General features: G+C 58.2%; 29 protein-coding genes, 1 tRNA gene and 1 pseudogene. 18 read left to right on the top strand and 13 right to left on the bottom strand.

Features of this window, described 5'->3' with window-relative positions:
* Positions 1-288 precede the first annotated feature (288 nt).
* Positions 289-1,176 carry a Dyp-type peroxidase gene (locus KGB25_RS13810; protein WP_223435236.1) on the bottom strand — a complete coding sequence of 296 codons (888 nt, stop codon included), beginning with the start codon at positions 1,174-1,176 and terminating at the stop codon, positions 289-291.
* 186 nt (positions 1,177-1,362) lie between these two features.
* Between KGB25_RS13810 and KGB25_RS13805 the strand changes: the two genes are divergently transcribed.
* Together KGB25_RS13805 and KGB25_RS13800 are read left to right on the top strand one after the other, a co-directional pair.
* On the top strand, positions 1,363-2,988 hold the full coding sequence (locus tag KGB25_RS13805) for an NADP-dependent glyceraldehyde-3-phosphate dehydrogenase (protein WP_207284543.1): 1,626 nt from the start codon (positions 1,363-1,365) through the stop codon (positions 2,986-2,988).
* Positions 2,989-3,035: 47 nt separating this feature from the next.
* Positions 3,036-4,076, top strand: a complete 1,041-nt coding sequence (locus KGB25_RS13800; protein WP_223435255.1) for an FUSC family protein — start codon at positions 3,036-3,038, stop codon at positions 4,074-4,076.
* Here KGB25_RS13800 and KGB25_RS13795 read toward each other — a convergent pair whose 3' ends face one another.
* On the bottom strand, positions 4,077-4,970 hold the full coding sequence (locus KGB25_RS13795; RefSeq protein ID WP_192228321.1) for a DMT family transporter: 894 nt from the start codon (positions 4,968-4,970) through the stop codon (positions 4,077-4,079).
* A gap of 135 nt (positions 4,971-5,105) precedes the next feature.
* Between KGB25_RS13795 and KGB25_RS13790 the strand changes: the two genes are divergently transcribed.
* Positions 5,106-5,543, top strand: coding sequence for an Lrp/AsnC family transcriptional regulator (locus KGB25_RS13790; protein ID WP_223435233.1), 438 nt, complete (start codon positions 5,106-5,108; stop codon positions 5,541-5,543).
* A gap of 65 nt (positions 5,544-5,608) precedes the next feature.
* Here KGB25_RS13790 and KGB25_RS13785 read toward each other — a convergent pair whose 3' ends face one another.
* Positions 5,609-6,280, bottom strand: coding sequence for a Bax inhibitor-1/YccA family protein (locus tag KGB25_RS13785; RefSeq protein WP_007915443.1), 672 nt, complete (start codon positions 6,278-6,280; stop codon positions 5,609-5,611).
* A gap of 123 nt (positions 6,281-6,403) precedes the next feature.
* On the opposite strand from KGB25_RS13785, the gene KGB25_RS13780 reads away from it, so the two are divergent.
* The 3 genes from KGB25_RS13780 (at position 6,404) to KGB25_RS13770 (ending at position 7,450) form a co-directional block, all read left to right on the top strand.
* Positions 6,404-6,491, top strand: a tRNA-Ser gene (locus tag KGB25_RS13780).
* Between the two features lie 188 nt (positions 6,492-6,679).
* The gene (locus tag KGB25_RS13775; protein WP_223435253.1) at positions 6,680-6,916 is read left to right on the top strand and encodes a hypothetical protein; all 237 of its coding nucleotides are present in this window, start codon (positions 6,680-6,682) and stop codon (positions 6,914-6,916) included.
* A 132-nt stretch (positions 6,917-7,048) separates the two neighbouring features.
* The gene (locus KGB25_RS13770; protein ID WP_223435231.1) at positions 7,049-7,450 is read left to right on the top strand and encodes a DUF3892 domain-containing protein; all 402 of its coding nucleotides are present in this window, start codon (positions 7,049-7,051) and stop codon (positions 7,448-7,450) included.
* A gap of 113 nt (positions 7,451-7,563) precedes the next feature.
* Here KGB25_RS13770 and KGB25_RS13765 read toward each other — a convergent pair.
* Positions 7,564-7,761 (bottom strand): annotated as a pseudogene (locus KGB25_RS13765) (DUF2514 family protein); the annotation flags it as partial.
* Between the two features lie 637 nt (positions 7,762-8,398).
* Between KGB25_RS13765 and KGB25_RS13760 the strand changes: the two are divergent.
* Complete coding sequence (locus KGB25_RS13760) at positions 8,399-8,617, top strand: hypothetical protein (protein WP_223435229.1); 219 nt, start codon at positions 8,399-8,401, stop codon at positions 8,615-8,617.
* A 394-nt stretch (positions 8,618-9,011) separates the two neighbouring features.
* Positions 9,012-9,341, top strand: coding sequence for a hypothetical protein (locus tag KGB25_RS13755; protein WP_223435228.1), 330 nt, complete (start codon positions 9,012-9,014; stop codon positions 9,339-9,341).
* On the opposite strand, the gene KGB25_RS13750 is transcribed toward KGB25_RS13755, so the two are convergent.
* Together KGB25_RS13750 and KGB25_RS13745 are read right to left on the bottom strand one after the other, a co-directional pair.
* Positions 9,324-10,385, bottom strand: coding sequence for a GTP pyrophosphokinase family protein (locus KGB25_RS13750; protein ID WP_223435226.1), 1,062 nt, complete (start codon positions 10,383-10,385; stop codon positions 9,324-9,326). The genes KGB25_RS13755 and KGB25_RS13750 overlap by 18 nt on opposite strands.
* Before the next feature lie 264 nt (positions 10,386-10,649).
* The gene (locus KGB25_RS13745; RefSeq protein ID WP_223435224.1) at positions 10,650-10,919 is read right to left on the bottom strand and encodes a hypothetical protein; all 270 of its coding nucleotides are present in this window, start codon (positions 10,917-10,919) and stop codon (positions 10,650-10,652) included.
* Positions 10,920-11,246: 327 nt separating this feature from the next.
* Between KGB25_RS13745 and KGB25_RS13740 the strand changes: the two genes are divergently transcribed.
* Positions 11,247-11,489, top strand: a complete 243-nt coding sequence (locus KGB25_RS13740) for a DUF4224 domain-containing protein (protein WP_223435222.1) — start codon at positions 11,247-11,249, stop codon at positions 11,487-11,489.
* Positions 11,490-11,664: 175 nt separating this feature from the next.
* Entirely contained in the window at positions 11,665-11,814 is a 150-nt protein-coding gene (locus KGB25_RS30460) for a hypothetical protein (protein ID WP_317850743.1), read from the top strand.
* A gap of 40 nt (positions 11,815-11,854) precedes the next feature.
* Here KGB25_RS30460 and KGB25_RS13730 read toward each other — a convergent pair whose 3' ends face one another.
* Positions 11,855-12,136, bottom strand: coding sequence for an excalibur calcium-binding domain-containing protein (locus KGB25_RS13730; protein ID WP_223435220.1), 282 nt, complete (start codon positions 12,134-12,136; stop codon positions 11,855-11,857).
* A gap of 811 nt (positions 12,137-12,947) precedes the next feature.
* Between KGB25_RS13730 and KGB25_RS30595 the strand changes: the two genes are divergently transcribed.
* Complete coding sequence (locus tag KGB25_RS30595; RefSeq protein ID WP_411740530.1) at positions 12,948-13,067, top strand: fimbrial protein; 120 nt, start codon at positions 12,948-12,950, stop codon at positions 13,065-13,067.
* 152 nt (positions 13,068-13,219) lie between these two features.
* On the opposite strand, the gene KGB25_RS13725 is transcribed toward KGB25_RS30595, so the two are convergent.
* Positions 13,220-13,771, bottom strand: coding sequence for a cytochrome b (locus tag KGB25_RS13725; protein ID WP_223435218.1), 552 nt, complete (start codon positions 13,769-13,771; stop codon positions 13,220-13,222).
* Positions 13,772-13,972: 201 nt separating this feature from the next.
* Here KGB25_RS13725 and KGB25_RS13720 point away from each other — a divergent pair, with 201 nt between their 5' ends.
* Genes KGB25_RS13720 through KGB25_RS13690 form a run of 7 tightly spaced genes read left to right on the top strand, consistent with a single transcriptional unit; the run spans position 13,973 to position 20,264 of the window.
* Entirely contained in the window at positions 13,973-14,650 is a 678-nt protein-coding gene (locus KGB25_RS13720) for a thermostable hemolysin (RefSeq protein WP_223435216.1), read from the top strand.
* The gene (locus KGB25_RS13715) at positions 14,640-16,121 is read left to right on the top strand and encodes an AMP-binding protein (protein WP_223435214.1); all 1,482 of its coding nucleotides are present in this window, start codon (positions 14,640-14,642) and stop codon (positions 16,119-16,121) included. Before KGB25_RS13720 ends, KGB25_RS13715 begins: the two co-directional genes overlap by 11 nt.
* Complete coding sequence (locus tag KGB25_RS13710; protein WP_008028063.1) at positions 16,118-16,792, top strand: TenA family transcriptional regulator; 675 nt, start codon at positions 16,118-16,120, stop codon at positions 16,790-16,792. Before KGB25_RS13715 ends, KGB25_RS13710 begins: the two co-directional genes overlap by 4 nt.
* Positions 16,779-17,585 (top strand): SDR family oxidoreductase, encoded by an 807-nt coding sequence (locus KGB25_RS13705; RefSeq protein WP_223435212.1) that lies wholly within the window; start codon positions 16,779-16,781, stop codon positions 17,583-17,585. The genes KGB25_RS13710 and KGB25_RS13705 overlap by 14 nt, the downstream gene beginning before the upstream one ends.
* Entirely contained in the window at positions 17,582-18,226 is a 645-nt protein-coding gene (locus KGB25_RS13700; protein WP_192228338.1) for a tetratricopeptide repeat protein, read from the top strand. Before KGB25_RS13705 ends, KGB25_RS13700 begins: the two co-directional genes overlap by 4 nt.
* Before the next feature lie 11 nt (positions 18,227-18,237).
* Positions 18,238-18,900 (top strand): response regulator, encoded by a 663-nt coding sequence (locus KGB25_RS13695; RefSeq protein WP_008028051.1) that lies wholly within the window; start codon positions 18,238-18,240, stop codon positions 18,898-18,900.
* On the top strand, positions 18,897-20,264 hold the full coding sequence (locus KGB25_RS13690; protein ID WP_223435210.1) for a sensor histidine kinase: 1,368 nt from the start codon (positions 18,897-18,899) through the stop codon (positions 20,262-20,264). The genes KGB25_RS13695 and KGB25_RS13690 overlap by 4 nt, the downstream gene beginning before the upstream one ends.
* A gap of 89 nt (positions 20,265-20,353) precedes the next feature.
* On the opposite strand, the gene KGB25_RS13685 is transcribed toward KGB25_RS13690, so the two are convergent.
* From KGB25_RS13685 to KGB25_RS13665, 5 genes are all read right to left on the bottom strand, one after another.
* Positions 20,354-21,202, bottom strand: a complete 849-nt coding sequence (locus tag KGB25_RS13685; protein ID WP_223435208.1) for an ureidoglycolate lyase — start codon at positions 21,200-21,202, stop codon at positions 20,354-20,356.
* 38 nt (positions 21,203-21,240) lie between these two features.
* Entirely contained in the window at positions 21,241-21,981 is a 741-nt protein-coding gene (locus tag KGB25_RS13680; RefSeq protein ID WP_223414821.1) for an SDR family oxidoreductase, read from the bottom strand.
* Entirely contained in the window at positions 21,978-23,360 is a 1,383-nt protein-coding gene (locus KGB25_RS13675; protein WP_032832480.1) for an MFS transporter, read from the bottom strand. The genes KGB25_RS13680 and KGB25_RS13675 overlap by 4 nt, the downstream gene beginning before the upstream one ends.
* Before the next feature lie 89 nt (positions 23,361-23,449).
* Entirely contained in the window at positions 23,450-25,030 is a 1,581-nt protein-coding gene (locus KGB25_RS13670; protein ID WP_223435206.1) for an aldehyde dehydrogenase (NADP(+)), read from the bottom strand.
* A 128-nt stretch (positions 25,031-25,158) separates the two neighbouring features.
* Positions 25,159-26,109, bottom strand: a complete 951-nt coding sequence (locus KGB25_RS13665) for a LysR family transcriptional regulator (RefSeq protein WP_008024779.1) — start codon at positions 26,107-26,109, stop codon at positions 25,159-25,161.
* Positions 26,110-26,220 lie beyond the last annotated feature (111 nt).

Here is a 26,220-nt window from a genome sequence, read left to right as displayed (position 1 = left end):
TTAGATTCGTGGGATGGCGCGGCACCTGACGCACCGCGCTGCATGGATAGCCGGCAAGCCGGCTCCTACAGGATTGGCGTCAACCGAACATTCCCGGCACACCCACGCACTTGTAGGAGCCGGCTTGCTGGCGATGGCGTCCATGAAATCGCCTTCGCCGGCAAGCCGGGCTCCTACAGGATTGGCGTCAACCGAACATTCCCGGCACGCCCACGCACTTGTAGGAGCCGGCTTGCCAGCGATGGCGTCCATGAAATCGCCATCACCGGTAAGCCGTGCGCCTACAGATCAACCGACGCGCAGTGCGCGCAAATCCAGTCGACCGTCCTTCAGCGGTGGGCACCAGTAGTAGCCGCCGGTGATCGGGCGACTGATGCGGTACAAGCCGTCGGTGATGCCGTCTTCCAGACCGCTCATGCGCCGCAATTGGGCTTCGAAGGCGTCGAGGGAGAAACCGAACGCGAGGAACATCAAACCGGCGCGATCACCTTCGATCCACGGCATCGACCGGCGGACCACGAACGCTTCGGGGGCGAAGCTTTCCTGGGCGGTGCGTTTGACGTGGGCAGAGATCGGCGCGTCATCGATTTCTTCGTTGTCGCTCAAGCGACGGCCCATGATGTTGTCCTTTTCTTCGGACGGCATCGCGTGGAAGCCCTTCAGGTCGTGCTGCCACTGCTGGATCGCGGCGAAGCTGCCACCGACCACACCGTCAGCGCCCTCACCAATCAACGCGGCAGATACGGCGGCTTCATCGTGCGGGTTTTCGGTGCCATCTTCATAACCGGTCAGGTCGTGGCCGGTGAGGTGGCGGAACGTTTCGTTCATCTGCACCAGGCGCAGGGCCGGTTCCAGCGCGGCTTCGATGGCGGTGGCGCGATTGAGCAACTCGCCACGGTCGACACCATGCAACCAGCACCACAGCGCGTGCTGGGTCGACGGGTTGTCGACACCGACGCCGGTCAGTGCCGGAAACGACCGCAGCCCGTCGATCTGCACGTGCAGCGCCTTGACCAGGGATTCACCGAAACCGGCCACCGCCGACTTCCCGTCCACCAGCAGCATCAATTTGTCGAGCGCGGCCGGCAGAGCATCGACGGATTCCAGCGCGAAGAACATATGACGGGCTTGAGGTGGAACGGGGGTGGCGAGGATGCCCGGCTGGTAGTAACTCATATGAACTCCTTAATAAAGAGCATGAAGTTTACCCGCAGCGTCGGCCGTTGTGTGTTCTCAGGTCAAAAGATCGCCGGATCTTGACCCCGGCACTTAAAAAGTCGAGGCAATAAGGCGTATAACCTTTGAAGTGAATTCTGAACTGCAAGCCGCCAGCGCATGGCTTACATCACATGGAGTAGCGACATGACCACAGCACACATCCTCGGCAACCTGTTTCCCGACGCCAGCGACATCCCGGAAAAGTACCGCCTCGACGGCCAGACCGAGCAACGTGAATACCTGGTCGATGGCGAACTGAAAACCTGGGCCGGTCCCCTCGCCCAAGTCCGCAGCCCGGTGTACCTGACCGGCGAAAATGGCGACGAACAAGTGATCCTCGGCAGCACGCCGCTGCTCGATGCCGACACCGCGCTGACCGCGCTCGACGCCGCCGTCCGCGCCTATGACCGGGGCCAGGGTTTGTGGCCGACCATGCGCGTGGCCGAACGCATCCAGCACGTCGAAGCGTTTCTCGGGCGTATGCGCGAACAGCGCGAAGCCGTGGTCAAGTTGCTGATGTGGGAGATCGGCAAAAACCTCAAGGACTCGGAAAAAGAGTTCGACCGCACCTGCGACTACATCGTCGACACCATCAACGCCCTCAAGGAACTCGATCGCCGCTCCAGTCGTTTCGAGCTGGAACAGGACACGCTCGGGCAGATCCGCCGCGTACCGCTGGGCGTGGCGCTGTGCATGGGACCTTACAACTACCCGCTGAACGAAACCTTCACCACGCTGATTCCGGCGTTGATCATGGGCAACACCGTGGTGTTCAAACCGGCCAAGCTCGGCGTGCTGCTGATTCGTCCGCTGCTGGAAGCGTTCCGCGACAGCTTCCCGACCGGTGTGATCAACGTCATTTACGGCAGTGGCCGCGAGACGGTCAGCGCACTGATGGCCAGCGGCAAGATCGATATCTTCGCGTTCATCGGCACCAACAAGGCCGCCAGCGACCTGAAAAAACTCCACCCGAAACCGCACCGTTTGCGCGCAGCGCTGGGCCTGGACGCGAAAAACCCTGGCATCGTTTTGCCTGAGGTGGACCTGGACAACGCCGTGAACGAAGCGGTCACCGGTTCGCTGTCGTTCAATGGCCAGCGCTGCACCGCGCTGAAAATCCTCTTCGTCCACGAAGACGTGGTCGAGGCGTTCATCGACAAATTCAACGCCAAACTTGCCAGCCTCAAACCCGGCATGCCGTGGGAAACCGGCGTAGCCCTGACGCCGCTGCCGGAGTCGGGCAAGGTCGATTATCTGCACGGGCTGGTTGCGGATGCCGTGAGCAAAGGTGCCCGTGTGGTCAACCCGAATGGCGGTGAAGCCCGCGCGTCCTTCTTCTATCCGGCGGTGTTGTTCCCGGTGACGCCACAGATGCGTGTCTATCAGGAAGAACAGTTCGGCCCGGTGGTGCCAATCGTGCCTTATCGGCATCTGGACACAGTGATCGATTACGTCCTGGAGTCGGACTTCGGCCAGCAACTGAGTATCTTTGGCACCAACCCGGTGGCGGTTGGCCGGTTGGTGGACACCTTCGCCAACCAGGTCGGGCGGATCAACCTCAACGCCCAGTGCCAGCGTGGCCCGGACACCTATCCGTTCAATGGTCGCAAGAACTCGGCCGAAGGCACGTTGTCGGTGCATGATGCGTTGCGGGTGTTCTCTATTCGCACGCTGGTCGCGACCAAGTTCCAGGAGACCAACAAGGACCTCATCAGCGAGATCATCAGCGGCCGCAGTTCGAGTTTCCTGACCACCGACTACATCTTCTGAGGACCACGAGTCTGAGTACCTTCAGAGCCAACCGACTGCCACCGTTACTGCGCCGGGTACTGCGTCCGTTACTGGACCCATACCGGCGCTATCGCCACGCCAGATTGATTCACGCCGTGCGTGTATCGCTGGGGTTGCTGGCGACGATCCTGCTGACCACCGGCATCCACCTGCCCCACGGTGAGTGGGCGTCGGTGACGATGCTGGTGGTGATCGGCGGTTTGCAGCACCACGGCAACATTGGCAAAAAGGCCGCCGAGCGCGCCATCGGCACCTTGATCGGCGCTGGTGTCGGCCTGTTATTGGTGGCGCAACAAGCCTGGCTCGGGATGCCGTGGCTGACCTATTTTGCGATGTCGGTGGTCTGCGGATTTTTCTCATACCATGCCATCGGCAAAGGCGGTTACACGGCGCTGCTGTCGGCGATCACCGTGTTTATCGTCGCCGGGCATGGCGATAATCCGGTGACCGACGGGCTGTGGCGCGGGGTGGATATCCTGATCGGCATTGCCCTGGCCCTGGCGTTTTCCTTTGCGCTGCCGCTGTACGCGGTTTACTCCTGGCGCTACAACCTGGCCGATGCGCTGCGCGATTGCGCGACGATTTACGGGCGCATCATCAATGGCCAACCCGTGACCGATGACGAGCACGTGAAGTTGATGAATCGCCTGAACACGGTGATGGTGCAACAGCGCTCGCTGATGCCGTCGGTGTCCAAGGAAGTGAAGATTTCCATGACCGAGCTCGATGCCATCCAGCGCCATTTGCGCATGTGCGTCAGCACTCTGGAAATCCTCGGCAACACCCGACCCGATGCCAATGACCCCGACGCCATGGCGAATCTGCAATCGGCGTTGAAAGCGGAGCATCGGCTGATTCGCGTGCAATGGGTGGGGATGGCGCGGGCGCTGAAATCCGGCGCGTCCCAACGGCTGAATCGACCCGTCGAGCTGCCGGCGGAATCGAGCCTGGACGCACCGGTCTATAACCCGCTGGACGGCTACCGGCTATTGATCCGGCAGCTGGCCAGCAACATTGGCGAAATGCGCCAGCGCCTGGCCAAGACCGCGCCGTGTTGGAACATCTGATTATTGTGTAACTGTCCGCCGAAACTTCAGGCTCCAGCCTTGTTGCATGCCCGCGGCGGCCAGCAGAATCGCAGCGACACCGATCCATTGCAGCACTTCCAGACGATGGCCGAAGGCAAACCAGTCGACGAAAATCGCCGCAATCGGGTAAATGAACGACAACGCACCGGTCAGTGCCGTCGGCAATTTCTGGATCGCGCCGTACAGCAACACGTACATCACGCCGGTGTGAACAATGCCGAGAGTCACCAGGCTGGCCCAGGCGCTCGGTGCTTGCGGCAACGCCGAGAAGTGCGCGAATGGCGCGAGCAACAACACGCCGGTGCTGACCTGAATCAGCGCGATCAGGTGCGGTGGCGTGCCGGTCAGGCGTTTGATGATCAACGCCGCAATCGCATAAAGGAAAGCGGCCCCGAGCGCCAGCACAATGCCCATCAGGTAATCGTTGCCGCCCTCGCCCTGTTGACCGTGTGCGCTGACAATCGCCAGCATCCCCAGAAACGAAACGCCCAGCCAGAACAGTTTCTGCAGGGTGATTTTTTCGTTGAGGAACAGCGCGGCCAAGCCGACCAGCATGAACGGCTGAACGTTATACACCGCGGTGCCGATGGCAATCGAAGCGCGGGAGTAAGAAGCAAACAACAGCACCCAGTTGCCGACAATCGCCACGCCGCTGAGCACGGCCAGCAGGAACGTGGTGCGGGTCAGAATGCCGGGGCGCAGGAAGCCGAAAGCCGCGCAAATCAGCAACAAGGTGCCGGCGCCGAACACGCAACGCCAGAACACCACGTCCAGCACCGGTTGTCCGGACACCAGCACGAACCAGCCGATGGTCCCGGAAATCAGCATGGCGGCGGTCATCTCGAATGACCCGCGACGAAGTGTTTTGTCCATCATCAGACTCCTGTGATTGAGCCCAAAGTATGCCCATCCAACCGGGGGCTTCTCCAGCGCAAAAAGCAGGCTAAACTCGACATCTGCCTTTTTTATCAAGGCGGTTTTGATTAATTGCCTTACAGGGGTTGCGCCATGACTGACGATATCGACCAGGTGCTGATTACGGCGTTGATGGGAGACTCACGGCGTTCGCTCAAGGCGCTGGCAAACCTCAGCGGCCTGTCCTCACCGAGCGTCGCCGAGCGTTTGCGCCGCCTCGAAGAACGCGGCGTGCTCAAGGGCTACACCGTCGAGATTGATCCCAAGTGTTTCGGCTATCAACTCCAGGCCATCGTGCGAATCCGCCCGTTGCCGGGCCAGCTGCAAGAGGTGGAGCGGCAAATCCAGGCGATTCCCGAATTCACCGAGTGCGACAAGGTCACCGGCGACGACTGCTTCATCGCCCGCCTGCACGTGCGCTCAATGGAACAGCTGGACACCCTCCTCGACCGCCTCAACACCCATGCAGAAACCAACACCGCCATCGTCAAGAAAACCCCGGTCAAACGCCGATTACCGCCCATGGCGTAAGCCTTCAGCCAAATCGCAGGCAAGAAAAAACCCGCCGAAGCGGGTTTTTTACTCATGGACGACGATTAATCATCGCGGCTCATGATGCCGAAGATCTGCAACAAGCTGATGAACAGGTTGTAGATCGACACATACAGGCTGATGGTCGCCATGATGTAGTTGCGCTCGCCGCCGTGAATGATGGCGCTGGTCTGGAACAGAATGCAGACCGAGGAGAACAGCACAAAACCTGCGCTGATCGCCAGTTGCAGACCGCTGACCTGGAAGAAGAAGCTCGCCAGCGTCGCACCCAGCAGCACGAAGAAACCTGCGGTGATGAAGCCACCGAGGAAGCTCATGTCCTTACGGGTGATCAGCACGTAAGCCGACAGACCGCCGAACACCAGCGCCGTCATTGCGAAGGCCGAGCTCACTACTTCCGCGCCGCCCTGCATGCCCAGGTAACGGTTGAGGATCGGGCCGAGCAGGAAACCCATGAAACCGGTCAAGGCAAACGCCGACACCAGGCCCCACGCGGAATCACGGAGTTTGTTGGTTAGGAAGAAAAGGCCGTAGAAACCGATCAGCACCACGAAGATATTCGGGTAGCCAACACGCATCTGCTGGGCGACGAACGCCATCACGCCGCTGAATGCGAGGGTGAGAGCGAGCAAGCCGTATGTGTTGCGCAGGACGCGGCTAACCTCTAGCTGCTCAGCCTGCACGCTGTTATTAACTGCGTAATCCTGTTCGCGCATGGCGACACTCCTGTTGGTTTGAAACGTTCAGTCGCAAAGATCATAACAGACGCTCTGTAACAAGCCATGCACAGAGTTTGACAGTGTGTTTCATTCAGGTATTATGGCGCCCGCAACGCAAACGGAGGTGTGGCCGAGTGGTTTAAGGCAACGGTCTTGAAAACCGTCGACTGTAACAGGTCCATGAGTTCGAATCCCATCGCCTCCGCCATCTTTATACGACAAAGCCCTGATTATTCAGGGCTTTGTCGTTTCTGAGGATTGAGAATCGGCGGCGATTTTTCGAGGCGCCAGAAAACTATTTGGTAGCCGTTACAAACTTTCCCGCTTTGACCCTCCTCCGGCGTCCTGCCAACTGCTTCATGCCCCTATGTGGCACACCACCTTTCCACTGCTGCGATGACCTTCTTTCATGGAGGAATCGCGACGCCAAACTCAGACCTGAGCCCGTCCCTGCTCTACAAGATCAACGAAAACCAACTGACCCTCGAAGCAGCCATTATGGAGCTATCCAACCGGGTAGAGCAGCGAGGTGGCGCCGAAGTCGCTGAAAACGTTCGCGGCGCCCTGGACACCATCGACAAGAACGAGGAGTTCATCAAGCTATCGCCCGCAGTTCTCATGTCGCCTGAGTGACGATGGGGATCAGGAAGTGATGCGGATTAGCTGGCGTTTTTGGTCAGGGGGCTACGGGGGGCATTCAACCCCCTGAAGAACGCTGAATTGGTACAAAAAGTGGTACGAAAACTGCTCCTCCCTGATGATCTCTTGATCGATCTCATGTACTCGCTAAAGATGCATATTGAAATGCCATCATGCCGCCCCAACATAAGCTCAAGCTTCATTTCGAAGCGCCATAAAGCTGGAGCCGTCATGACAGATTTTTGCATTACTAAAGTTAAATACAGCGATGGCGGAGAGCATATCGAGTGGGTGCTGGTTCGCGAAGAGCTAGCGGGGAAGATAGGCGCGGAGCGAATTGTCGCACGGGCATTTGTGGCGGACTTGATACGCAAGGGCAAGGCCACATTCCAAACCCGAGTTTTGAACTCTGACAAGACAGCTTGGGCGCCGGGCGCCGCAGTGCACGTTGTCGACGACGAATTTCTTTCAACCGATAGAAATAGCAGAAAGCGCGACAATCTAGGCAACCTTCCGACTTTTGAGTGATAGGAGTCTGGCTGTGCGAGCACAATAGCGGCATCCCGCACAGCCTTTTCATCGAAGTCCAGATCATTCCCTAGCATTTCCCATCTCCGGCGTTCTGCCGATTCAAACCCATATTTTGCAATACCGTCATACGCCTGCTCGCAGGTCACGCCCCTGGCTCGGGCTTGCTCAGCAACTTCAGCCAAATCGCCCGCTCGCTGGTCAGCGCGCTTGAGCACGTCGGCAAGCACCATTGCGGCGCGGGTAGCTGCCTTGCTTGCGGCGACAGTACAGGAATTGCCGCTGGCTTCACTGGCTGCGAGTCGACCGGATTGCGAACAAATCTACAATCTTGAAACCATCGGAAGAGCCACCAGCGAAAGCATAAGCGAACACGCTGCCAGTCAAAAAAAGACCGACGCAGCCGCCCCAGATAACCCTGTCCTTAATCAATATCTTATCTCCCGAGTTGAGTCTCGATTATGCCGAACTCTTCTAGCTATCGGGAAATATCCATCCATCCACCCATCCTCCACCGCCCGGGCATGACCCGGCATAGGACACCCCATGCCCACGCAGCGGCGGACCGATGTAAAAAATCAATCTATTTCGAAGTGTTCGATGTCCTAGAACGACTCGCCGTGCTGCCAGATCGCTCTTTAGTGGCGCGGTGCAATAAGGAAACGTTGTAATCGTAGGTCGATATCAACGGTACTGGCCCCTCGTTCCGAGCCATCCCGAGCCATTGCCTTGTTCGTTCAACGTCAAAGAGTTCGTTCTTGAACTTCATCTTCGCAACAAGGTTTGCTGAGACCCTAAAGTGTCCGCATCCGGCCGAGCATTTGACCTCGGACCAGCATCCTGTCGTGTGAACAATTTTAGAAACAGCTTGGCAAATTAAGCATTGCATGTCCGATCTCCATTTCGATGACCAACTCACTGTAGCCGAACACCGGCCAAGGCTCCTCCATGCCCACAGAAAACAAACTCAACCTGAAGCGCCAGCGCGCCGAGCAGGTCAACCAGGCGATCAAGATCATCGCCGACCACGGCCGCCGGTTCTTCTACAGCCAGGCTGTGAACCGATACGCCAGCATGGAAGTAGATCAGCGCGGTAAGGTATGGCTCATCGACGACTACACCGGCAAACGGATTTTCACGCACAAGACGGTATGGGGTGGCCGGTAGCGCGGATTCAGTCACGGCGGCACGCTCCGCAGCCTGGTCGAAGCCTTTCGCGACTACATCCACACAGGCGCGCCGCTGCACCTTGGCTATCTCGGACCTGAGCGGTTCAACGACAGCAACATCTGGGGTTATGACGAAGCGGGAATGAAGGCTGTGCGCGAGCAGGCCGACGCCCTTCCTGTCTTCCGCCAGCCAGTTGCGGAGGCCGCATGATCAATCTCTTCTGGCGCTCGCCAGGCTGCTTGCCCGACCGGCCGTTGTTGCCTGGCTTATCACCCGAAAAAACAGCGTCAAGTTCCCGGGGCCGCCGTGAGACGCATCAGCAACCAGGTGCGCCAGCGCCGACGACAGACACGGCTGGATCTACCACCCCACGGAATTGGAGAGGCAGGCGATGGCTAAGAGCAACGCGGAAATTCAGAAGGACAAGCGCGCCAAGGAGAAAACCTTGTTGGAACGGATCGGCGCCGAGAGACGCTCGCTGATTGTGTTGAAGGCACTTGCGGATGCGCTGCAGGTGCTGGGTGAACGCCACGCCTTCGAGAAATGGCAGGAGACGGAGTCGCCGTTCCTGATCAACATCGCCGCGGGGTCTGCTAAAAAGTCCGCTCGCTTTTTTGCCAACACGTCGCGACCTGAAATTGTGGTAACGGAAAATCAATCGCGACAGATTGATCAGTTTAAAAAATCCGCAACCGTACCACCTCTATTTCTTACGTTGTGAGAAATTGAGAAGATACTCTTTGAACTCAGGGCCGCCCAAATTTCGAGCGACAAAAAATGCATCAATAATTTCAGGATCCCCACTATTGGCAGCAAGAACTTGAGTCAGATAAAAAATCGAAATCCCTCTTGAAACAGGAACAGGCTTATTTTCAGAAGACCTAGTTTCAGAAACATCTGAAGCACGTCGCAATATATCCTCCTCATTTTCAATCAATGAGTTTTTAAGCTGCTCGATAGTTTTTATTCCAAAAAACAACAAACCATCCAGCTGCCTTGATACATTTTTTGGCACTGAGAAAAAAGTAAAACTGCACATTTCAGCGATTGCCGCATCTACCGAAAGACATTTAGAGTCGGAACGAACAAAATCCAAATATGTAACTTTATCTAGCGCTACTCTATCTGGATTTTTCAGAACTTCCAACTTTATTGATTTTTCATACTTTTGAAGCTCAGTCCTTATTGACACGAACTCTTGGTCTGCAAGTTCCAAAAGACCAGCCATCCTAGAAAATTTTCTTCTGATGCCTCTCGGGACCTCAACGGAACTTTTATAACCTATATCATGCTCGATTTCTGCCCACGTATGTTGCAATATAGATCTAATCTGCAATTCAATTTTCAACCCCTTGAATGCTGAATACTCCTGAAGTTTTTCACGATCTCTTTTCAACGAAACGACATAGTGTAGCGACAAATAGCCAAACCGATCAGGATCTAGTGCGGCGCGCTTATCAATCGAATTAACCCTGTCAATTTTGAACTCACTCTCCACCAACGACGCTACTACATCTACATCATCTGAGAAATGAGTAATTATCCTTGCACCAGCCAGATCCGTTATTTCCTCAAGCAAAGTATAACTTTGTTTGCTATCAACTTTCCGCTCAAAGCTATCACGAGTCTTACATCTATAAGAAATAGAGTGATATGAAGTTTTCTTTGCCTGCAACAACCGCTCTAAAAGATCAGCAACGGTTTTCGCGAACGAATGATAAACATCCCTTTTTACGTCAAAGTCCGCCACAAGGTCCAAGCTCACAAATATAATCCTATAAATTATTGACCAATTCAGAAAATCAAAACATATCAAATATGAAATCAGAAAGCCATCACTCAAAAGACGGTCATGTTTGCTTGATGCGGTGTGAGCTTTTTTTGGCACATCTGACACGATCGGACGGCAAGCCCTCTCGCCAAAACATGTGCAGCAACAGCGTCAGCCTGCCGCTGATGACAGCACTGCAAGGGCCAATGCCCCTTGGCGAGTGGACGTAAGTCATGCTGTAGCATCTTGAATCCTCGATTATTTGATTTCCGCATCAGGGTGCGCAACCAACGTTGCCGCGACCTGCCAAGTTATCAGCGGAACATTTCCCGCGTCTCTTTCCCGCTGTAACCACTGTCTGGAAATTGACACGTTGTAGCGAAAACCATTGCTGAACATCTTCTCGATGGCCTCCCTGGTGATTTCGTAGGCGCTGCACGCAGCACACCCAACACCTAACCCGTTGTGAGCAACCTGTAATTCCTGAGCCTCATCGGTTTCGCAAATCGGACATCTAAAACGTCCCATTTCAATCTCCTTTTTACTGATCAATTAACTGTAGTTGACTTCAGAGAGGCACCCCATACCCACAGAAAACCCAGCGTTGCACAAGCGCAGCAAAAGCTACCCGTTCGGCGAGCTTGTGCCGCGCACGGTCCGCATGCTGAAGACCGTCTGGTCCACGACAACATACTCGACAACACGGAGGCATTTGACCAAGACGAAGGCAAGACCGTGACTCTGGAAAAGACACTGCTGCAAGAACTTGAAGGGCTCACCGGACCAGCCTATCTACACGGCTGGGAATAACCACCGTCCCACCTTCTGCCGCCACGTGTGGCATGGAGTACCATCATGGAAACCGAAATTCTCTCTGACGAAGAGTTGGCGGATCTCACTGGCTACAAAGCCAGGGCGTACCAGCGACGCGGGCTGATAGATCGTCAGTTGGTGTTCGTGGAAAGCCGCGACAAGCGCCCACTCGTAGGGCGCATGTACGCCCGAATGAAACTGGGCATTGTCTCGCCCACAATCGTTGATCCTAACCGCGTCCCGGCGGCTCCAGCATGGACGCCCGACTTCTCGCGAGTGAACTGATATGTGCCCCCCGCAAGACCGAATACCATCACCTCCCCCCTCGGATGTATCAGCGAAGCACTCCGAACTGGCGTACGACCAGAAGTCGAATGTCAGGCATTGCCTGAGCGTGGGAGGTGGAACCGATTATTGGGGTGACGGGATGGATGCTTACACCACCTGAGCGGACTGGAAGATGAATTGGCCTTTCCATGGTCCGTTCGAGGAATACCCGCATGGGCATGACCTTGCTCACTACCCGAACGCGGAAGGCTTCAAGCCGACGACTCAAAACCTGCTGAAGCTGGCCGCCAAGTGCGAGCTGGCATCCAAAGCAACAGCCTAAGCCCTCTTCCACCTACAAGCCCGCTGCTGAACGGCGAATGTCACCGGCACCACTGCATCTCACAGGGTACTCCGTCATTGTCGCCATCCATTTTCATTCCGGGACAATTTTGCAGAAAGTTTTTCGCCTCTGCGCACGAGGTCATCTGCGAGCAGTATTTGCGCCCATCGCATTTGACTGGAGCCGAAACAGGCTTCGGCACAGCCACGACCGTAGAGATGATTTGGGGCGTCGATAGCCGAGCCTCAGCCCAGGACTGTAATTCAGGGGAAAGCTTCCAAGCCAACAGACCAACAACAAGCACAACCAAAATCAGTTTCATCTTGATCCATCCATGATGAGAGACCGTTTGCGTTCTCACGTTGCCTGCTTTCCAGCGTAACCCACAAATTCACATACAGCCTGCCGGTTAACGCCGGTCGAGGATAACTATCGCCATGAACACGGATAGGAATCAACGGCGCCTGCTGGAAAAACAGAGCGTCAAGCTGCCACCGCACCTTCAACACCAAAGGAGACATCACCGAGCGGGTTTACCGTCGCGCGCCTCCAAAATCTCCCACCGACAGCTCTACCGATCGCAATTCTCACCGTCAAAAAACAAGACCACTGGCAAACCTTCAGGGCGAAGACGCGATAGCGCACCGGCCAAAGGTAGTCATCCAGGCATTCAAGCCTTGCCGATGTCATCGCCGCACGCCAACCTCGCTGCCACCACAATGGGCCGGTCGTGAAATCGGGGACCGAGCGTTTATTGGTAAGTCATTGTCATTGATATTCCTGCTTTTACTTTGCCTGTAACAAAGAGGGTGGAAGTCCTGAGATAGCGAACAACAAACTATTTACCTAGACGACCACCGGCGCTGGGGAATTTGCCAAAATTTCCTTGGTTAATAGTGCCTATTGCTGATGAATCAGGACCGAAACTTACGGACAAACAGTTTCCCAGAACTTGAATAGCAAAACTTGACGTGGAGTCCGGTACGTTCGCCAATCCTAGCGTCGATGAGGTATTTGTAGGGGATGAAATATCGCTGAGGGTATATTTCACGTTTACGTTTGATGCGCCGGCCCCGCAATCCAAATCGATAGAAAATGGGGATCCTCCAAGGAGTTCAGGGCTATTGGGGACTATGTCTGCACCCGAAGGAAGCCTGACCAAAACACTCACCGCGCAGTATGTTCGAACCGGGGATACTGTTACGCCCGGCAAGGTGAATGCCGGAGTAACAATCACACTTTCCTATGAGTGAAGTTAGTAGCCGTTGAGCCGTCTCAGGTTGGTGTAAAACACAACACCGTGAGTCGAGACGGCCTATTCCATATTCAGAGCAGTATTAGGCGACCCTCGCCATGCCCCTGAACATCGTGAGCAACCGCCGTCTGGGTCAAGAGCGCACTGAATTCATGACCTGCTTCGTCCAGACAACATCCGGGCAAGGGTGTTATCACCGACCCAATAGTGATGGAACAGGCCAGCGAGCGCATGCAGGCCGATCAGCCAATAGCCGCTGGTGCCAAGCCATTCGTGCCAGTACTTGAATCGCTTGGCCAGATCCGGATCCACCGACACCGGTGCCGACAGATAGACGTCGAAATACGGCAAGGGCTTGCCTCCCGCAGCCAGCATCAACCAGGCCATCAGTGGCGTCACAATCATCAAGCCATACAGCGCCAGGTGCATCAGGTGTGACAGGCCGGTCTGCCAGGCCGGCGGGGTTGGCGTGATCGGTGGACGCGGCGTCAGACGCCCGAGCAGGCGAATCCAGACCAGAGCGAAAATGCTTATCCCGAACAGCCCATGCAACCCCAGGAACAGAGCTCGTGCGTTGCTGCCGCGTGGCAGCAGCCCCTTGATCTCAATGCACGCATACACGCCGACGAACAGCGCCAACATCAGCCAGTGCAGGGTGATCGACAGCTTTGCGTAACGATCTGTGGCTATCTCGCGGGTCATAAACACGCCTCATCAAAATTTAGGACGACTGCCGTGCGACAGCCTCTGAGCGGTTGCTTTGAACCGGCGGCACGCAGCCTGTCGGTCAAAACTTAAGACAGTCTGAAGAACAGCGCTCAACGAACCTTTTTCCACCTTCAGATTTCGTTAAGAAATGCCTCGGATACTCCCCCCAAACTTATAGAGGGAGGCGTTCCGCCCATGCCCGATTTCGACTGGAACATTGCACTGCCGCTGCACTTCGGCCAGGCAGAAACGCCACAGATCGTCCTGTCCCGCGCCTTGCCGGGCGATGACCAGAGGCCGGTATTCGAGAACTTTATCCAGCAACGCTTTCGCAAGGTTCACGGTGCAGACATTCGTCATTTCATGCCGCAGTTGTTCGGCATAAGCAGCACCGACGGCGAACTGTGCGCGGTCGCCGGGGTACGTCTGGGCCGTGACGAGCCGTTGTTTCTGGAGCGTTATCTGGACAAACCGATCCAGGCATTGATCAGCGCCGTGGTGGAGCGTCCGGTGGACCCTGCCGGCATCGTCGAGGTCGGCAATCTGGCCGCCACCGACACCGGCAATGCCCGGATGAGCATCATTGCCATTACCTATCTGCTGGCCATGGGCGGGCTGGAATGGGTGGCATTCACCGGCAACATGGGCCTGGTCAACAGCTTTCACCGACTGGGCCTGAAACCGGTGACTCTCTGCGCCGCCGACCCGCAGCGACTGGGCGACGACCGGCACAGTTGGGGCAGCTACTACGAAAGCAAACCCTGGGTTCACGTCGGCAACATCCGCGCCGGCTTCATTCATTTGCGCAACATCGGTCTGTTCAGCCGGCTGGGCTTGCCATCGTCCCTTGACGGAGCCTGCCATGTCGCCTGAATGCCAACGATTCGAGCAGGCCTTGCGCAGCCATGCCGAGCGCAAGAGCAACGTCATTGCCCTGTGGGGCGACACCCTGAAAATCGATTACGCCACGCTGTACGCTGAAGTGAAGTACCGCCAACAGCGTCTGCGCGATGAACAGGCAAGCGTCATCGCCCTGGCTCTGGACAACGGCGTCGAGGCCATACTCTGGGACTTGGCCGCGCTGTTCGAAGGCCTTGCTTGCGTGACCTTGCCCCCCTTCTTCAGCCCCGCACAGCGTGCCCACTGCCTGGAACAGAGCCAGGCAGAACGAGTGATTGCCGAACCGGAATTCGAAGCCGAACTGCTCGTTGCCGGCTATGAGAAAAGCGCCGAGTTCTGGCGACGCCCGTTTGCCGGCCCGAGCCGAATGCTCCCCGGCACGGCCAAACTGACCTTCACCTCCGGCACCACCGGGACTCCCAAAGGCGTGTGCCTGAGCGCCGACAGCTTGTTGCGGGTAGCGCGGGAACTGGATCAGGCCAGCAAACCCACTGAACCACAGCATCACCTGGCGCTGTTGCCGCTGGCGATCCTGCTGGAGAACCTGGGCTGCTACGCCGCGCTCTACGCCGGTGCCACCCTGAGCCTGCCGAGCCAGAAAACCCTGGGCATCCGGGGCGCCAGCGGCGTCGATGTACCGCGCCTGCTCGGTTGCCTGGCCAGTCGTTCGCCCGAGAGTCTGATTCTGGTGCCGCAACTGCTGCTGATGCTGGTCAGCGCAACCGAACAGAACGCGTTCAATCCGCAAACACTGCGCTTTGCCGCCGTCGGTGGCGCGCGGGTCTCTAAGGACTTATTGCAACGCGCCCGACATGTCGGCCTGCCGGTCTATGAAGGTTACGGCCTGTCCGAATGCGCTTCGGTCGTCTGCCTCAATCGCCCTGCAGCGTACCGTGCAGGTAGCGTCGGCCGGCCCCTGCCCCACGTCGAAGTGAAACTGGCCGAAGACGGTGAGGTACTGATCAAGGGCTCGCTCTTGCTCGGTTACCTGGGTGAGCCGGCCTACACCGACGAGTGGTGGCACAGCGGCGATCTGGGGGAGTTCGACGCGCAGGGTTTCCTCTTCCTCAACGGTCGCAAAAAGCATCAATTCATCACCAGCTACGGGCGCAACGTCAACCCGGAATGGGTCGAAGCGGAACTCACCCAACGCCAACACATCGCCCAGGCTTTTGTGTATGGCGAGGCCCTGCCGCGAAATCACGCACTGCTGTGGCCCAATCGCCCGGACTGCACGGACGAACAACTGGCTGCTGCCGTCGCCGAAGCCAACGACGCGTTGCCCGATTATGCCCAGGTGCATCACTGGACACGCCTGAATGAACCCTTCACTGCCGCCAATGGCCTGCTGACTGCCAATGGCCGCCCGCGCCGGGACGCCATCGTCGCGTTATACCGCGCACAACTGACCGAATTTCCCCATTCCGAGGAGCCCGCATCATGACGTTTTTCGACACTCTGCAAGAAGCCACTCAACAAGAGCGCCACGAACTGTTCAACCTGCCGATCATCCTCGATGCGCTGCAAGGCCAGGTCAGTCTTGAAAGCTATCGGGCGTTTCTCGCTCAGGCGTACTACCACGTGCGCCATACCGTGCCGCTGATGATGGCGTGCGGCGCGCGCCTGCCCACACGCCTGGAATGGCTGCGCAAGGCGGTGTGTGAATACATCGAGGATGAATACGGCCACGAACAATGGGTGCTCGACGACATAGCCGCCTGTGGCGGTGATCGCGAAGCGGTGCGCAACGGCCAGCCCTCGCTGCCGATTGAACTGATGGTCGGCTTTCTCTACGACCTGATTGCCCGGGGCAACCCGGTGGGGCTGTTCGGCATGGTCAACGTACTGGAAGGCACCAGCATCGCCCTGGCGACTCACGCGGCGGGCAGCATCCGTGAGCACCTGGCCTTGCCGGAAAGCGCCTTCAGTTATTTGAGCTCCCACGGTTCGCTGGACATCGAGCACATGCAGACCTATCGCCGGCTCATGAATCAACTCGACGACAGCGCCGACCAGGCCGCCGTGATCCACGCCTCGAAAGTGGTGTACCGGCTTTACGCCGACATGTTCCGCGGTTTGCCGGGCCGCCTGGAAGTCCAACATGCAGCTGCATGAGGCCCGTGTGGTCCTGACCGGCGCGAGTGGCGGCATCGGCATGGAGATCGCCAGCGCACTGTGCGCCGCCGGTGCCCGGGTCCTGGCCGTGGCTCGTCACCAGGAGTCACTGCTGCCGCTGCTCGCGCGCTATCCGCAGAATGTGCACTGGGTGGCCGCCGACCTGACGTTGCCCTTCGACCGGCACAAGGTACTGGCCGCCGTTGAGGCCATCGGCGGCATCAACCTGTTGATCAATGCCGCCGGCGTCAATCATTTCGCCATGCTGGAACAGCTCGATGACAGCGACATCAACGCCATGTTGGCGGTCAACGTCAGTGCACCGATTTGCATGACCAAGCTGCTGTTGCCGCAGCTCAAGCAAGCCGACAGTGCCATGGTGGTGAATGTCGGCTCGACCTACGGTTCGATCGGCTACCCCGGTTATGCCAGTTACTGCGCCACCAAGTTTGCCCTGCGCGGTTTTTCCGAAGCCCTGCGCCGGGAACTGGCGGATACCCGGGTCAGTGTTCTGTACGTGGCACCCCGCGCCACCCGCACATCGATGAACAGCGCGGCGGCCCAAGCCCTGAACGATGCCCTCAAGGCCAATGTCGACGACCCGAAAACCGTGGCCTCGGCCGTCCTCCACGCCATCGCCGGCGACCACCGCGACCTTTACCTGGGCTGGCCGGAACGTTTTTTCGTGCGTCTCAACAGCCTGTTGCCCAACCTGGTGGATCGAGGCCTGCGCAAGCAATTGCCACTGATCCGCCGTCTGAGCCACAAACCCGAGAACGAGCAAAAACCATGAAAAAAATCTTTGCCTGCCTTTTGATAGGCGCCTTCAGCCAGATCGCCTGGGCCCTCGACAGCGCCGACCAGCAACGCCTCTCTGCCCTCCAGCAGAGTTGGGCGCACATTCAATACGAAATGCCGGAAAAACAACGCGAGCAAGCCTTCGAACAACTGGCCGCGCAAGCCTCCGCCTTCAGCCAGGAACGCCCGGCCGTGGCCGAAGCGTGGATCTGGAAGGGCATTGTCACCAGCAGTTGGGCCGGCGCCCAAGGCGGGCTCGGGGCATTGGGCAAAGCCAAAGACGCCAAGGCTGACCTGGAAAAATCCCTGACTCTGGACCCCAAAGCCCTGCAAGGCTCGGCTTACACCAGCCTCGGCGCACTGTATGACCGCGTACCGGGCTGGCCCATCGGTTTTGGTGATTCAGACAAGGCCGAACAACTGCTCAAGCTTGCCTTGCAAATGAACCCCAATGGCATCGACAGCCTGTACTTTTGGGGCGATCACCTTTACCGTCAAAAGCGCTACTCTGAGGCCAAGGCAGCGTTGCAAAAGGCGCTGCTCGCCGCCCCTCGCCCCAACCGCGAAACGGCCGATGCCGGGCGCCGCAAAGAGATCGAGACGTTGCTGGTGGACGTAAACAGAAAACTCGACTGACAGGAGTTCGCGTGCGTTTATTACTGATCGAGGATGACGTCGCCCTCGGCGAAGGCATTCACCAGGCCCTCGGGCGCGAAGGCTACACCGTCGACTGGATCAAGGACGGCAGCAGCGCCCTGCATGCCCTGCTCAGTGAAACCTTCGACCTGGCCGTGCTTGATCTCGGCCTGCCGCGCATGGACGGTCTCGAAGTGCTGCGGCGCCTGCGCGACAGCGGTTCCAACTTGCCGGTCCTGATACTCACCGCCCGCGATGCCACCGAAGACCGCATCGCCGGACTGGATGCCGGCGCCGATGACTACTTGATCAAACCGTTCGACCTGGCCGAACTCAAAGCCCGGTTGCGCGCCCTGCTGCGGCGCAGCGCCGGACGCGCGCAAATGCTGATCGAACACGCCGGCATCAGCCTCAACCCCGGCACGCAGCAGGTCAGCTATCTTGGCCAGCCCGTGGGGCTGACACCCAAGGAATACCAGTTGTTGCACGAATTGCTCTCGCCACCGGGTCGCGTCATGACCCGCGATCATTTGATGCAATTGCTGTACGGCTGGAATGAAGAAGCGGAAAGCAACACCCTGGAAGTGCACATCCATCACCTGCGCAAGAAATTCTCCACCGACCTGATCCGCACCGTTCGTGGTGTGGGCTATCTGGTGGAGGAACGTCGATGACGTCGATCCGTCGCCGTACGCTGACGCTGATCATCGGCTTGATGCTCGCCGGGCTGGCGGTGATCAGCCTGTTTAACGTGCACGACAGCAACCACGAAATCGCCGAGGTCTACGATGCGCAACTGGCGCAGAATGCCCGCCTGTTGCAAGGCGTGATGCGCATGCCGTTGGCGAGTAAGGAACATGCGGATCTGTACCAGGCGTTCAATACGGCGCTGGGCGAGGCAGTGCCTCGCGGCGATGGTCATCCGTACGAAAGGAAAATCGCCTTTCAGGTGTGGAGTCCCAAAGGTGAAGTGCTGGTGCACACCGCCAGTGCGCCCTCGTTCGGCACGCCACCGAACACACCCGGTTTCAGTGATGTGGTGGATTTGAACAATCGTCACTGGCGCGCCTTTGTCCTTGAAGACAAACAAAATGGCCTGCGTATCTGGGTCGGTGAACGCGACGATGTGCGGGCGGATCTGGTCGATCGCATCGTCCGCCACACCCTGTGGCCGAACATGCTGGGCAGCCTGATCCTCGCGGCGATGGTTTGGCTGGCCATCGGCTGGGGGCTCAAGCCGTTAGCCGATATGGCCGCAACCCTGCGCGCACGCCATAGCGGCTCTCTGGAGCCGCTGCAAATGACACCGCTGCCCAGCGAACTGGAACCGATGCAGGCGGCACTCAACCGCATGCTTGCGCAAATTCAGGACGTGCTCGGACGTGAGCGGCGCTTCATTGCCGACGCCGCCCACGAAATGCGCACGCCCTTGGCCGTCTTGCGGGTGCACGCACAAAACCTGCTGGAGGCCGGCACCGAAAATGACCGACGCGAATCACTTGAACACCTGATCGCCGGCGTCGATCGTACCAGCCGGCTGGTCAACCAATTGCTGACCATGGCGCGTCTCGAACCGAAGACGGCAGCCAAAATCCCTCCCCCCATTGACCTCACAGCCACCGTTCGAGAAAGCCTGGTGCAGTTGACTCCCTGGCTTTTGAGCAAAGGACTTGAACTGGTTTTCGATGCGGATGATGACATCGGCCCGGTCAGGATCGATTCGGCCGACATCCACATTGCCTTGAACAATCTAGTGACGAATGCGGCAAATTTTTCACCGGCTAACGGCTTGATCAGCGTGCGCCTGGAAAGAAAAGAAGATCGCTATGAGTTATCCGTCGAGGACGAAGGCCCGGGAATCGAAGAGTCGGAACGCAATCGGCTCCTTGAGCGCTTTTACAGCCGTGGCAATGGCCAAGGGGCAGGCCTGGGGCTGGCCATCGTCAAGGCAATCGCAGATCGTACGGGAGGGGAAATCAAGCTGGAAAATCGAACGCCAACGGGGACCCGTGCGACGTTAGTGATTTGCCCTCGCTAAGTTGAGTTTGAGTTAACAAGACCCGAGAAAAACGACAAAGCCCCGATCGCTCGGGGCTCTGTCATTTCTGGTGTTTGGGAACGCTTGCCTCAATCCGCCTGCACGGTAACTTGCTGCTGTTCGCCCAACCCCGCGATGCCCAGGCGAATGGTCTGCCCCGGACGCAGGAAAACCGGCTGTGGCTTGATGCCCAAACCGACGCCCGGCGGCGTGCCCGTCGAAATCACATCGCCAGGTTGCAGGCTCATGCAACGACTCAGGTAAGCAATCAGTTGCGGCACGTTGAAGATCAGCGTCCGCGTATTCCCTTGCTGGTAGCGGTGTCCGTCGACATCGAGCCACAGGTCCAGCGCATGCGGATCGGTGATTTCATCGCGGGTTACCAGCCACGGGCCGAGCGGGCCAAAGGTATCGAAGCCTTTGCCCTTGTCCCAGGTACCGCCCCGCTCCAGTTGCCATTCGCGCTCAGAGACATCGTTGATCACGCAGTAGCCGGCGACATGCTCCATGGCGTTGGCTTCATCGATGTTGCGCCCGCCTTTGCCGATGACCACGCCGAGTTCGACTTCCCAATCGGTCTTCTTTGAACCGCGCGGGATCTCGATGTTGTCGTTCGGGCCGCAGATGGCACTCGTCCATTTGTTGAAGATGATCGGCTCTTTCGGCACTTCCATGTTCGACTCGGCCGCATGGTCGGCGTAGTTCAGACCAATGCAGACAAACTTACCGACCTGGCCGACGCAGGCGCCTATCCGTGGCTGACCGGCAACGATGGGCAGGCTGGACGGATCGATGGCGGCAAGCGTTGCCAGACTTTCCGGGCTGAGGGCCAGCCCGGCGATATCCGGTACATGCGCCGAGAGGTCGCGGATCTGATTATCGGCATCCAGCAGGCCCGGTTTTTCCGAACCTTTTTCGCCATAACGCAACAGTTTCATTTAGTTCTCCTGCTCAAACCGAAAGTGCGAAGCGGGTTTCAGATGCTCATGCCGCCATCGATGACATGCACACCGCCTGTGGTGTAGGCGGACGCATCGCTGCCCAGGTACAAAGCCAACTGGGCGATCTCGTCGGCACTGCCGATGCGCCCCATGGGTTGGCGGTCAAGGAATTGCTGGTAGACCCGTGCTTCGTCGACGCCTTGTTGCGCGGCCTGGGCGGCAATGCGCTGACGCAGCGACGGCGACTCCACGGTACCGGGGCAAATGGCGTTGCAGCGAATGCCCTGACTGATGAAGTCGGCGGCAACCGCCTTGGTCAGCCCTACCACCGCCGCTTTGCTGGCAGCATAGGCAAAACGGTTGGGCACGCCTTTGATGCTGGAAACCACCGATGACATGTTGATGACTGATCCACCTCCGCGTTCCAGCATGCCCGGCAGGAACGCGCGGATCATGCGGTACATGGCGGTGACGTTGATGTCCATCGACCGCGCCCAGTCCGCTTCATCGCATTCGAGAATGTTGCCACTGTGCACGTAGCCCGCGCAGTTGAACAGCACGTCCAGTGCGCCGATGCGCTCACTGATTTCGCTGATGGCGGTAGTCGATGTCACGTCCAGGGTAATCGCCGTTATGCCTTCAAGCCCTTCCAGCCTGCTGATATCGAGGTCCGTGGCAAACACTTCGGCACCGGCCCGGGCAAAGGCAATGGCGCTGGCCATGCCGATACCCTGCCCCGCCGCCGTGATCAGCACCCGTTTGTTCTGCAGGTTCATGCAGCCTCCAGCTTCGCGGTGAGGGGTGCTGTTTTAGGGGTTCTGCCGAGCATCGACGCGGGAATGGCAAGGATCAGCCCGCCGCTGACGAACAAGCACAGCGCCAGTACATAGGTGCCGTTGTTGATATTGCCGGTCAGGTTTTCAGCGACGGCGGTGATCATCGAGCCGGTGAAACCGGAGAGGTTGCCGAAGGCGTTGATCATGCCGATACCCGCCGCAGCGGCGACGCCGGAAAGCACGGTCCCTGGCAGGGTCCAGTAAATCGGCATCAGGCTGAGGATCCCCGAGGCAGATACGCTGAGGAACAACACGGACAACACCAGGTTGTCGGCGAAATACGCGCTCAGGATCAACCCCAAACCACCGATGAAGGCCGGAATCGCCGCGTGCATACGACGCTCACCAGTCCGGTTGGAGTGCCGTGCGTTGAGCAGCATCGCAACCGTGGCAATCGAATAGGGAATGGCGGTCAGGAGGCCAATGTGCAAGCTGTTGGTGATGCCCGTGCTCTTGATGATCGAGGGCATCCAGAACGCCAGGCCGTAGAAGCCGGTGTTGAAGGTCAGCAGGATCAGGACCAGCAACCACACCCGTGGATTGAAAAACACCTCGCTCAGGCGCGAAGCCTTGCCCTGGTTATCGGTTTGCAGATTGGCCTTGAGCAAGGCTTTCTCCGCAGCGGACAGCCATTTGGCGGAGTCGATGTTGTTGGCCAGGCAGACGATGACGACGAACGCCATGATGATCGAGGGAATGCCTTCGATGATCAGCATCCATTGCCATCCGGACATGCCCTGCACACCTTGCATGCTGCTCATCAGCCAACCGGAAAGGATCCCGCCCAGGGTCAGGCTGACCGGCAATGCCATCAGGAACCCGGACATCACCCGGCTTTGCCGATGGGTCGGAAACCAGTAGTTGAGGTACAGAATCACACCCGGGAAAAAGCCGGCTTCACAGATACCCAACAAGAAGCGCAGCACGTAGAACATCGTGCTCGATTCGATGTGGAAGAAACCCGCCAGCGGCACGGTGAACGCCACGGCCATGGAGATTACGGCCCAGGTCAACATGATCCGGGCAATCCAGAAGCGCGCGCCGTAGCGATGCAGCAACAGGTTGCTTGGCACTTCAAACAGGAAGTAGCCCCAGAAGAACATACTGGCGCCCAAGGCATAGACGGTGTTGCTGAACTGCAGCTCGTTGAGCATGTCGAGTTTGGCAAAGCCGATATTGACCCGGTCCAGGTAAGCCGCCATGTAACACAGGAGCAGGACAGGAAGAATTCGCCAGATCACCTTGCGGTAGGTCCGGTCTTCAAATTCGAGGGCGCTGGCCTGCGCCTGCGCGGGCAATTGCTCGGATATCGTTTGCATGAGGTAACCCCTGGGCATGTGGACATGCCTGATTGTTTTTATCGAATGGGTCAGGCCGAGTGAACCGTTCACTCGGCATAGCGCAATGACTAGAGTGCTTCGGTGGTTTTTTCTCCGTTGACCAGGCGCGTCAGTCCCAATGGATTGCGGTTCTTCAGCGCGTCAGGAAGCAAGGCGTCCGGGAAGTTCTGGTAGCACACCGGACGCAGGAAGCGATCGATGGCCAATGTGCCAACCGAGGTGCCACGGGCATCGGATGTCGCCGGCCAAGGACCGCCGTGGACCATGGCATCGCAGACTTCCACACCGGTGGGGTAACCATTGACCAGTACGCGACCGACTTTTTGCTCAAGCAGCGCCACCAGGTCGGCGGACTGTTCCAACTCTGCCGTCTCTCCCAGCAAGGTCGCGGTCAGTTGGCCGCGTAAACCGTGCAAGGCCGCCAACAGTTCGGCCCGATCGGCCACCTCAACCACCACGGTGGCCGGACCGAAGATTTCTTCCTGCAGCAACTCGTTGCCCGTCAGCAGCAGGCTGGCATCTGCCTGGAACAATTGCGCCTGCGCCTTATTGCCCTGCTGTGTCCGCCCTGCCAGATGAATGATCTGCGGATGCGCCAGCAACGTTTCGCAACCGTGAACGTAACTGCGCAGGCCGCCCGCATTGAGCATGGTTTGCGCGGGCTGATCAGCCATCAAGGCACTGAGCGTCTGCACAAAGTGGCTGAAGGCCGGTGAGCGAATGCCGATGACCAGGCCGGGATTGGTGCAGAACTGCCCCGCGCCCATGACCACCGACGCCGCCAGTTCGGTAGCGATGCGCTCGCCGCGCACTTGCAATGCCTCGGGCAGGACCAGCACCGGGTTGATGCTGCTCATCTCGGCAAATACCGGGATCGGTTGCGGGCGGGCGGCGGCCATGTCGCACAGCGCCCTGCCACCCTTGAGTGAACCGGTGAAACCGACGGCCTGAATCAGCGGATGCTTGACCAGCGTTTCACCCACGCCGGCACCGAAGATCATGTTGAACACGCCTTCAGGCATGCCGGTATGCTCGGCGGCGCGAACGATGGCTTCGGCCACTCGTTCGGCGGTCGCCATGTGTCCGCTGTGGGCTTTGAACACCACCGGACAACCGGCAGCGAGCGCAGCCGCGGTGTCACCTCCAGCGGTAGAAAATGCCAACGGAAAGTTACTGGCGCCGAACACCGCCACCGGGCCGACACCCAGGCGACACTGACGCAGATCGACGCGCGGCAAGGGTTGGCGTGCCGGGAGTGGCAGATCGATGCGTGCACCGTAGAAGTCGCCGCGACGCAGGGTCTGGGCGAACAGGCGCATCTGGCCGCTGGTGCGAGCGCGTTCGCCCTGGATACGTGCCGCCGGCAAAGCGGTTTCCTGGCAGACCAGGGCAACGAAATCATCGCCCAGTGCATCCAGCTCTGTGGCAATGGCCTCAAGGAACTCGGCACGACGGGCGGCCGGCAGATGACGATAAACCGGATAGGCCTGGGCGGCGGCCGTTGCCGCGGCGTCCACTTCCTCGACCGTGGCTTGAATGAAGGCCGTGGGCAAAGGTTGCCCGGTCGTCGCATCAACGCTGTGCAACACCACCGATCCGGCGGCGCTGCGGCCTCCCGCGATGAAATTGTGTCCGGACAGTTCGGGCATGACAGTCTCCTGACCCTGATTGAAAGCTGGTCGCTACTGTACTGTCGCGAATCGATTCTTTCCCAATGGCATTTTTGGATTAACCGATAACGATCCGTTATCGAAACGACCGATAAACCCCATCGTATTTAACTCGCCGAATCGTTGTTCAAACGGGCGTTGTCCTTGAGTATTTCGGCAAACTCCAGAGCCGCTCCCACCAGCTGCTCGCCCTTGCGGGTGAGGATGCCGTAGTCCTGCGGGACCAAATGCAAAGGCGTATCCAGCGTCTTGAGCTGACCGCTTTCGAGCAGTGGGTTGACCATGGCATTGGGCAGCATCCCGATCATCGGCCCACGCTGCAGCACCTGGAGGAAGGTCTGCATCGAAATGGTGTCGACGGTGTTGCGGGGCATACCCACGCCGGCTTCGGCGAACGCGAGTTCCATGCGCCCGCGAATCGGCGTACCCACCGGGTAAAGAATCCATGGCAAGTCCACCAGTTGCTCCAACGAGATGGGGCCGACACCTGCCAGTGGGTGCCGGTCGTTGACCACAATGCAGAATGGTTCGGGAGCCAGCGGTTGAAAGTCGTACCGCTGTTGCTGGCTTTGATCGGTGAAACGGGCGATGGCCAGGTCCAGTTTCTTCTCTTCAAGCATTTCCATCAGGTGGTTACTGGTTTGCTCCACCACCTCGATCGACAGCAATGGCCAGCGCTGTTTGATCTGCAAGATCGCCTCGGGCAGGGCCACCGCCGTAGCGGCAAATATTCCGCCGACCTTGAGGTGACCGTGCCCCCCTTCGCGCAGGCTGCTGATTTGCTCGACGAAGGAGCGCGCATCGTTCAAGGCGATTTGCGCATAGCGCAGCACGTGCTCGCCCAGCGCCGTGGGCGGCATGGCCCGTGGCTGGCGCTCGAACAAGGCGAAACCGAGCAGGCTTTCGATCTCTTTGAGCATCTTGCTGATGGCCGGCTGGCTGAGGTTCATCTGTTGCGCCGCCAGGTGCATGTTACGGGTGCGCCCCAACGTGTCGATCAGCAGCAAATGCCTGAACTTGAGCCAACCGCAGAAACTGGAGAAGGACAGATCTGACATGAACACGCCTCGCACAGGTAATAACCGCAAGTTATCGAATACTGAATTTATCTCATTGGAGTTTATCGACTGTCCGTCCTAGCGTGAAGTCTTTACGAACCAGGAAGATGC

The organism is Pseudomonas sp. BF-RE-21, from assembly GCF_019947305.1.
Taxonomy (GTDB): Bacteria; Pseudomonadota; Gammaproteobacteria; order Pseudomonadales; family Pseudomonadaceae; genus Aquipseudomonas; species Aquipseudomonas migulae.
This window is presented reverse-complemented; position numbering and strand designations above follow the sequence as displayed.

Bases quoted from the DNA above. Each gene is read 5' to 3' on its own strand.
- KGB25_RS13810 (WP_223435236.1), bottom strand. From the start codon at position 1,176: ATGAGTTACTACCAGCCGGGCATCCTCGCCACCCCCGTTCCACCTCAA.
- KGB25_RS13805 (WP_207284543.1), top strand. From the start codon at position 1,363: ATGACCACAGCACACATCCTCGGCAACCTGTTTCCCGACGCCAGCGAC.
- KGB25_RS13795 (WP_192228321.1), bottom strand. From the start codon at position 4,970: ATGGACAAAACACTTCGTCGCGGGTCATTCGAGATGACCGCCGCCATG.
- KGB25_RS13790 (WP_223435233.1), top strand. From the start codon at position 5,106: ATGACTGACGATATCGACCAGGTGCTGATTACGGCGTTGATGGGAGAC.
- KGB25_RS13785 (WP_007915443.1), bottom strand. From the start codon at position 6,280: ATGCGCGAACAGGATTACGCAGTTAATAACAGCGTGCAGGCTGAGCAG.
- KGB25_RS13775 (WP_223435253.1), top strand. From the start codon at position 6,680: ATGACCTTCTTTCATGGAGGAATCGCGACGCCAAACTCAGACCTGAGC.
- KGB25_RS13760 (WP_223435229.1), top strand. From the start codon at position 8,399: ATGCCCACAGAAAACAAACTCAACCTGAAGCGCCAGCGCGCCGAGCAG.
- KGB25_RS13755 (WP_223435228.1), top strand. From the start codon at position 9,012: ATGGCTAAGAGCAACGCGGAAATTCAGAAGGACAAGCGCGCCAAGGAG.
- KGB25_RS13745 (WP_223435224.1), bottom strand. From the start codon at position 10,919: ATGGGACGTTTTAGATGTCCGATTTGCGAAACCGATGAGGCTCAGGAA.
- KGB25_RS13740 (WP_223435222.1), top strand. From the start codon at position 11,247: ATGGAAACCGAAATTCTCTCTGACGAAGAGTTGGCGGATCTCACTGGC.
- KGB25_RS30460 (WP_317850743.1), top strand. From the start codon at position 11,665: ATGAATTGGCCTTTCCATGGTCCGTTCGAGGAATACCCGCATGGGCAT.
- KGB25_RS13730 (WP_223435220.1), bottom strand. From the start codon at position 12,136: ATGAAACTGATTTTGGTTGTGCTTGTTGTTGGTCTGTTGGCTTGGAAG.
- KGB25_RS30595 (WP_411740530.1), top strand. From the start codon at position 12,948: ATGTCTGCACCCGAAGGAAGCCTGACCAAAACACTCACCGCGCAGTAT.
- KGB25_RS13725 (WP_223435218.1), bottom strand. From the start codon at position 13,771: ATGACCCGCGAGATAGCCACAGATCGTTACGCAAAGCTGTCGATCACC.
- KGB25_RS13720 (WP_223435216.1), top strand. From the start codon at position 13,973: ATGCCCGATTTCGACTGGAACATTGCACTGCCGCTGCACTTCGGCCAG.
- KGB25_RS13715 (WP_223435214.1), top strand. From the start codon at position 14,640: ATGTCGCCTGAATGCCAACGATTCGAGCAGGCCTTGCGCAGCCATGCC.
- KGB25_RS13710 (WP_008028063.1), top strand. From the start codon at position 16,118: ATGACGTTTTTCGACACTCTGCAAGAAGCCACTCAACAAGAGCGCCAC.
- KGB25_RS13705 (WP_223435212.1), top strand. From the start codon at position 16,779: ATGCAGCTGCATGAGGCCCGTGTGGTCCTGACCGGCGCGAGTGGCGGC.
- KGB25_RS13700 (WP_192228338.1), top strand. From the start codon at position 17,582: ATGAAAAAAATCTTTGCCTGCCTTTTGATAGGCGCCTTCAGCCAGATC.
- KGB25_RS13690 (WP_223435210.1), top strand. From the start codon at position 18,897: ATGACGTCGATCCGTCGCCGTACGCTGACGCTGATCATCGGCTTGATG.
- KGB25_RS13685 (WP_223435208.1), bottom strand. From the start codon at position 21,202: ATGAAACTGTTGCGTTATGGCGAAAAAGGTTCGGAAAAACCGGGCCTG.
- KGB25_RS13680 (WP_223414821.1), bottom strand. From the start codon at position 21,981: ATGAACCTGCAGAACAAACGGGTGCTGATCACGGCGGCGGGGCAGGGT.
- KGB25_RS13675 (WP_032832480.1), bottom strand. From the start codon at position 23,360: ATGCAAACGATATCCGAGCAATTGCCCGCGCAGGCGCAGGCCAGCGCC.
- KGB25_RS13670 (WP_223435206.1), bottom strand. From the start codon at position 25,030: ATGCCCGAACTGTCCGGACACAATTTCATCGCGGGAGGCCGCAGCGCC.
- KGB25_RS13665 (WP_008024779.1), bottom strand. From the start codon at position 26,109: ATGTCAGATCTGTCCTTCTCCAGTTTCTGCGGTTGGCTCAAGTTCAGG.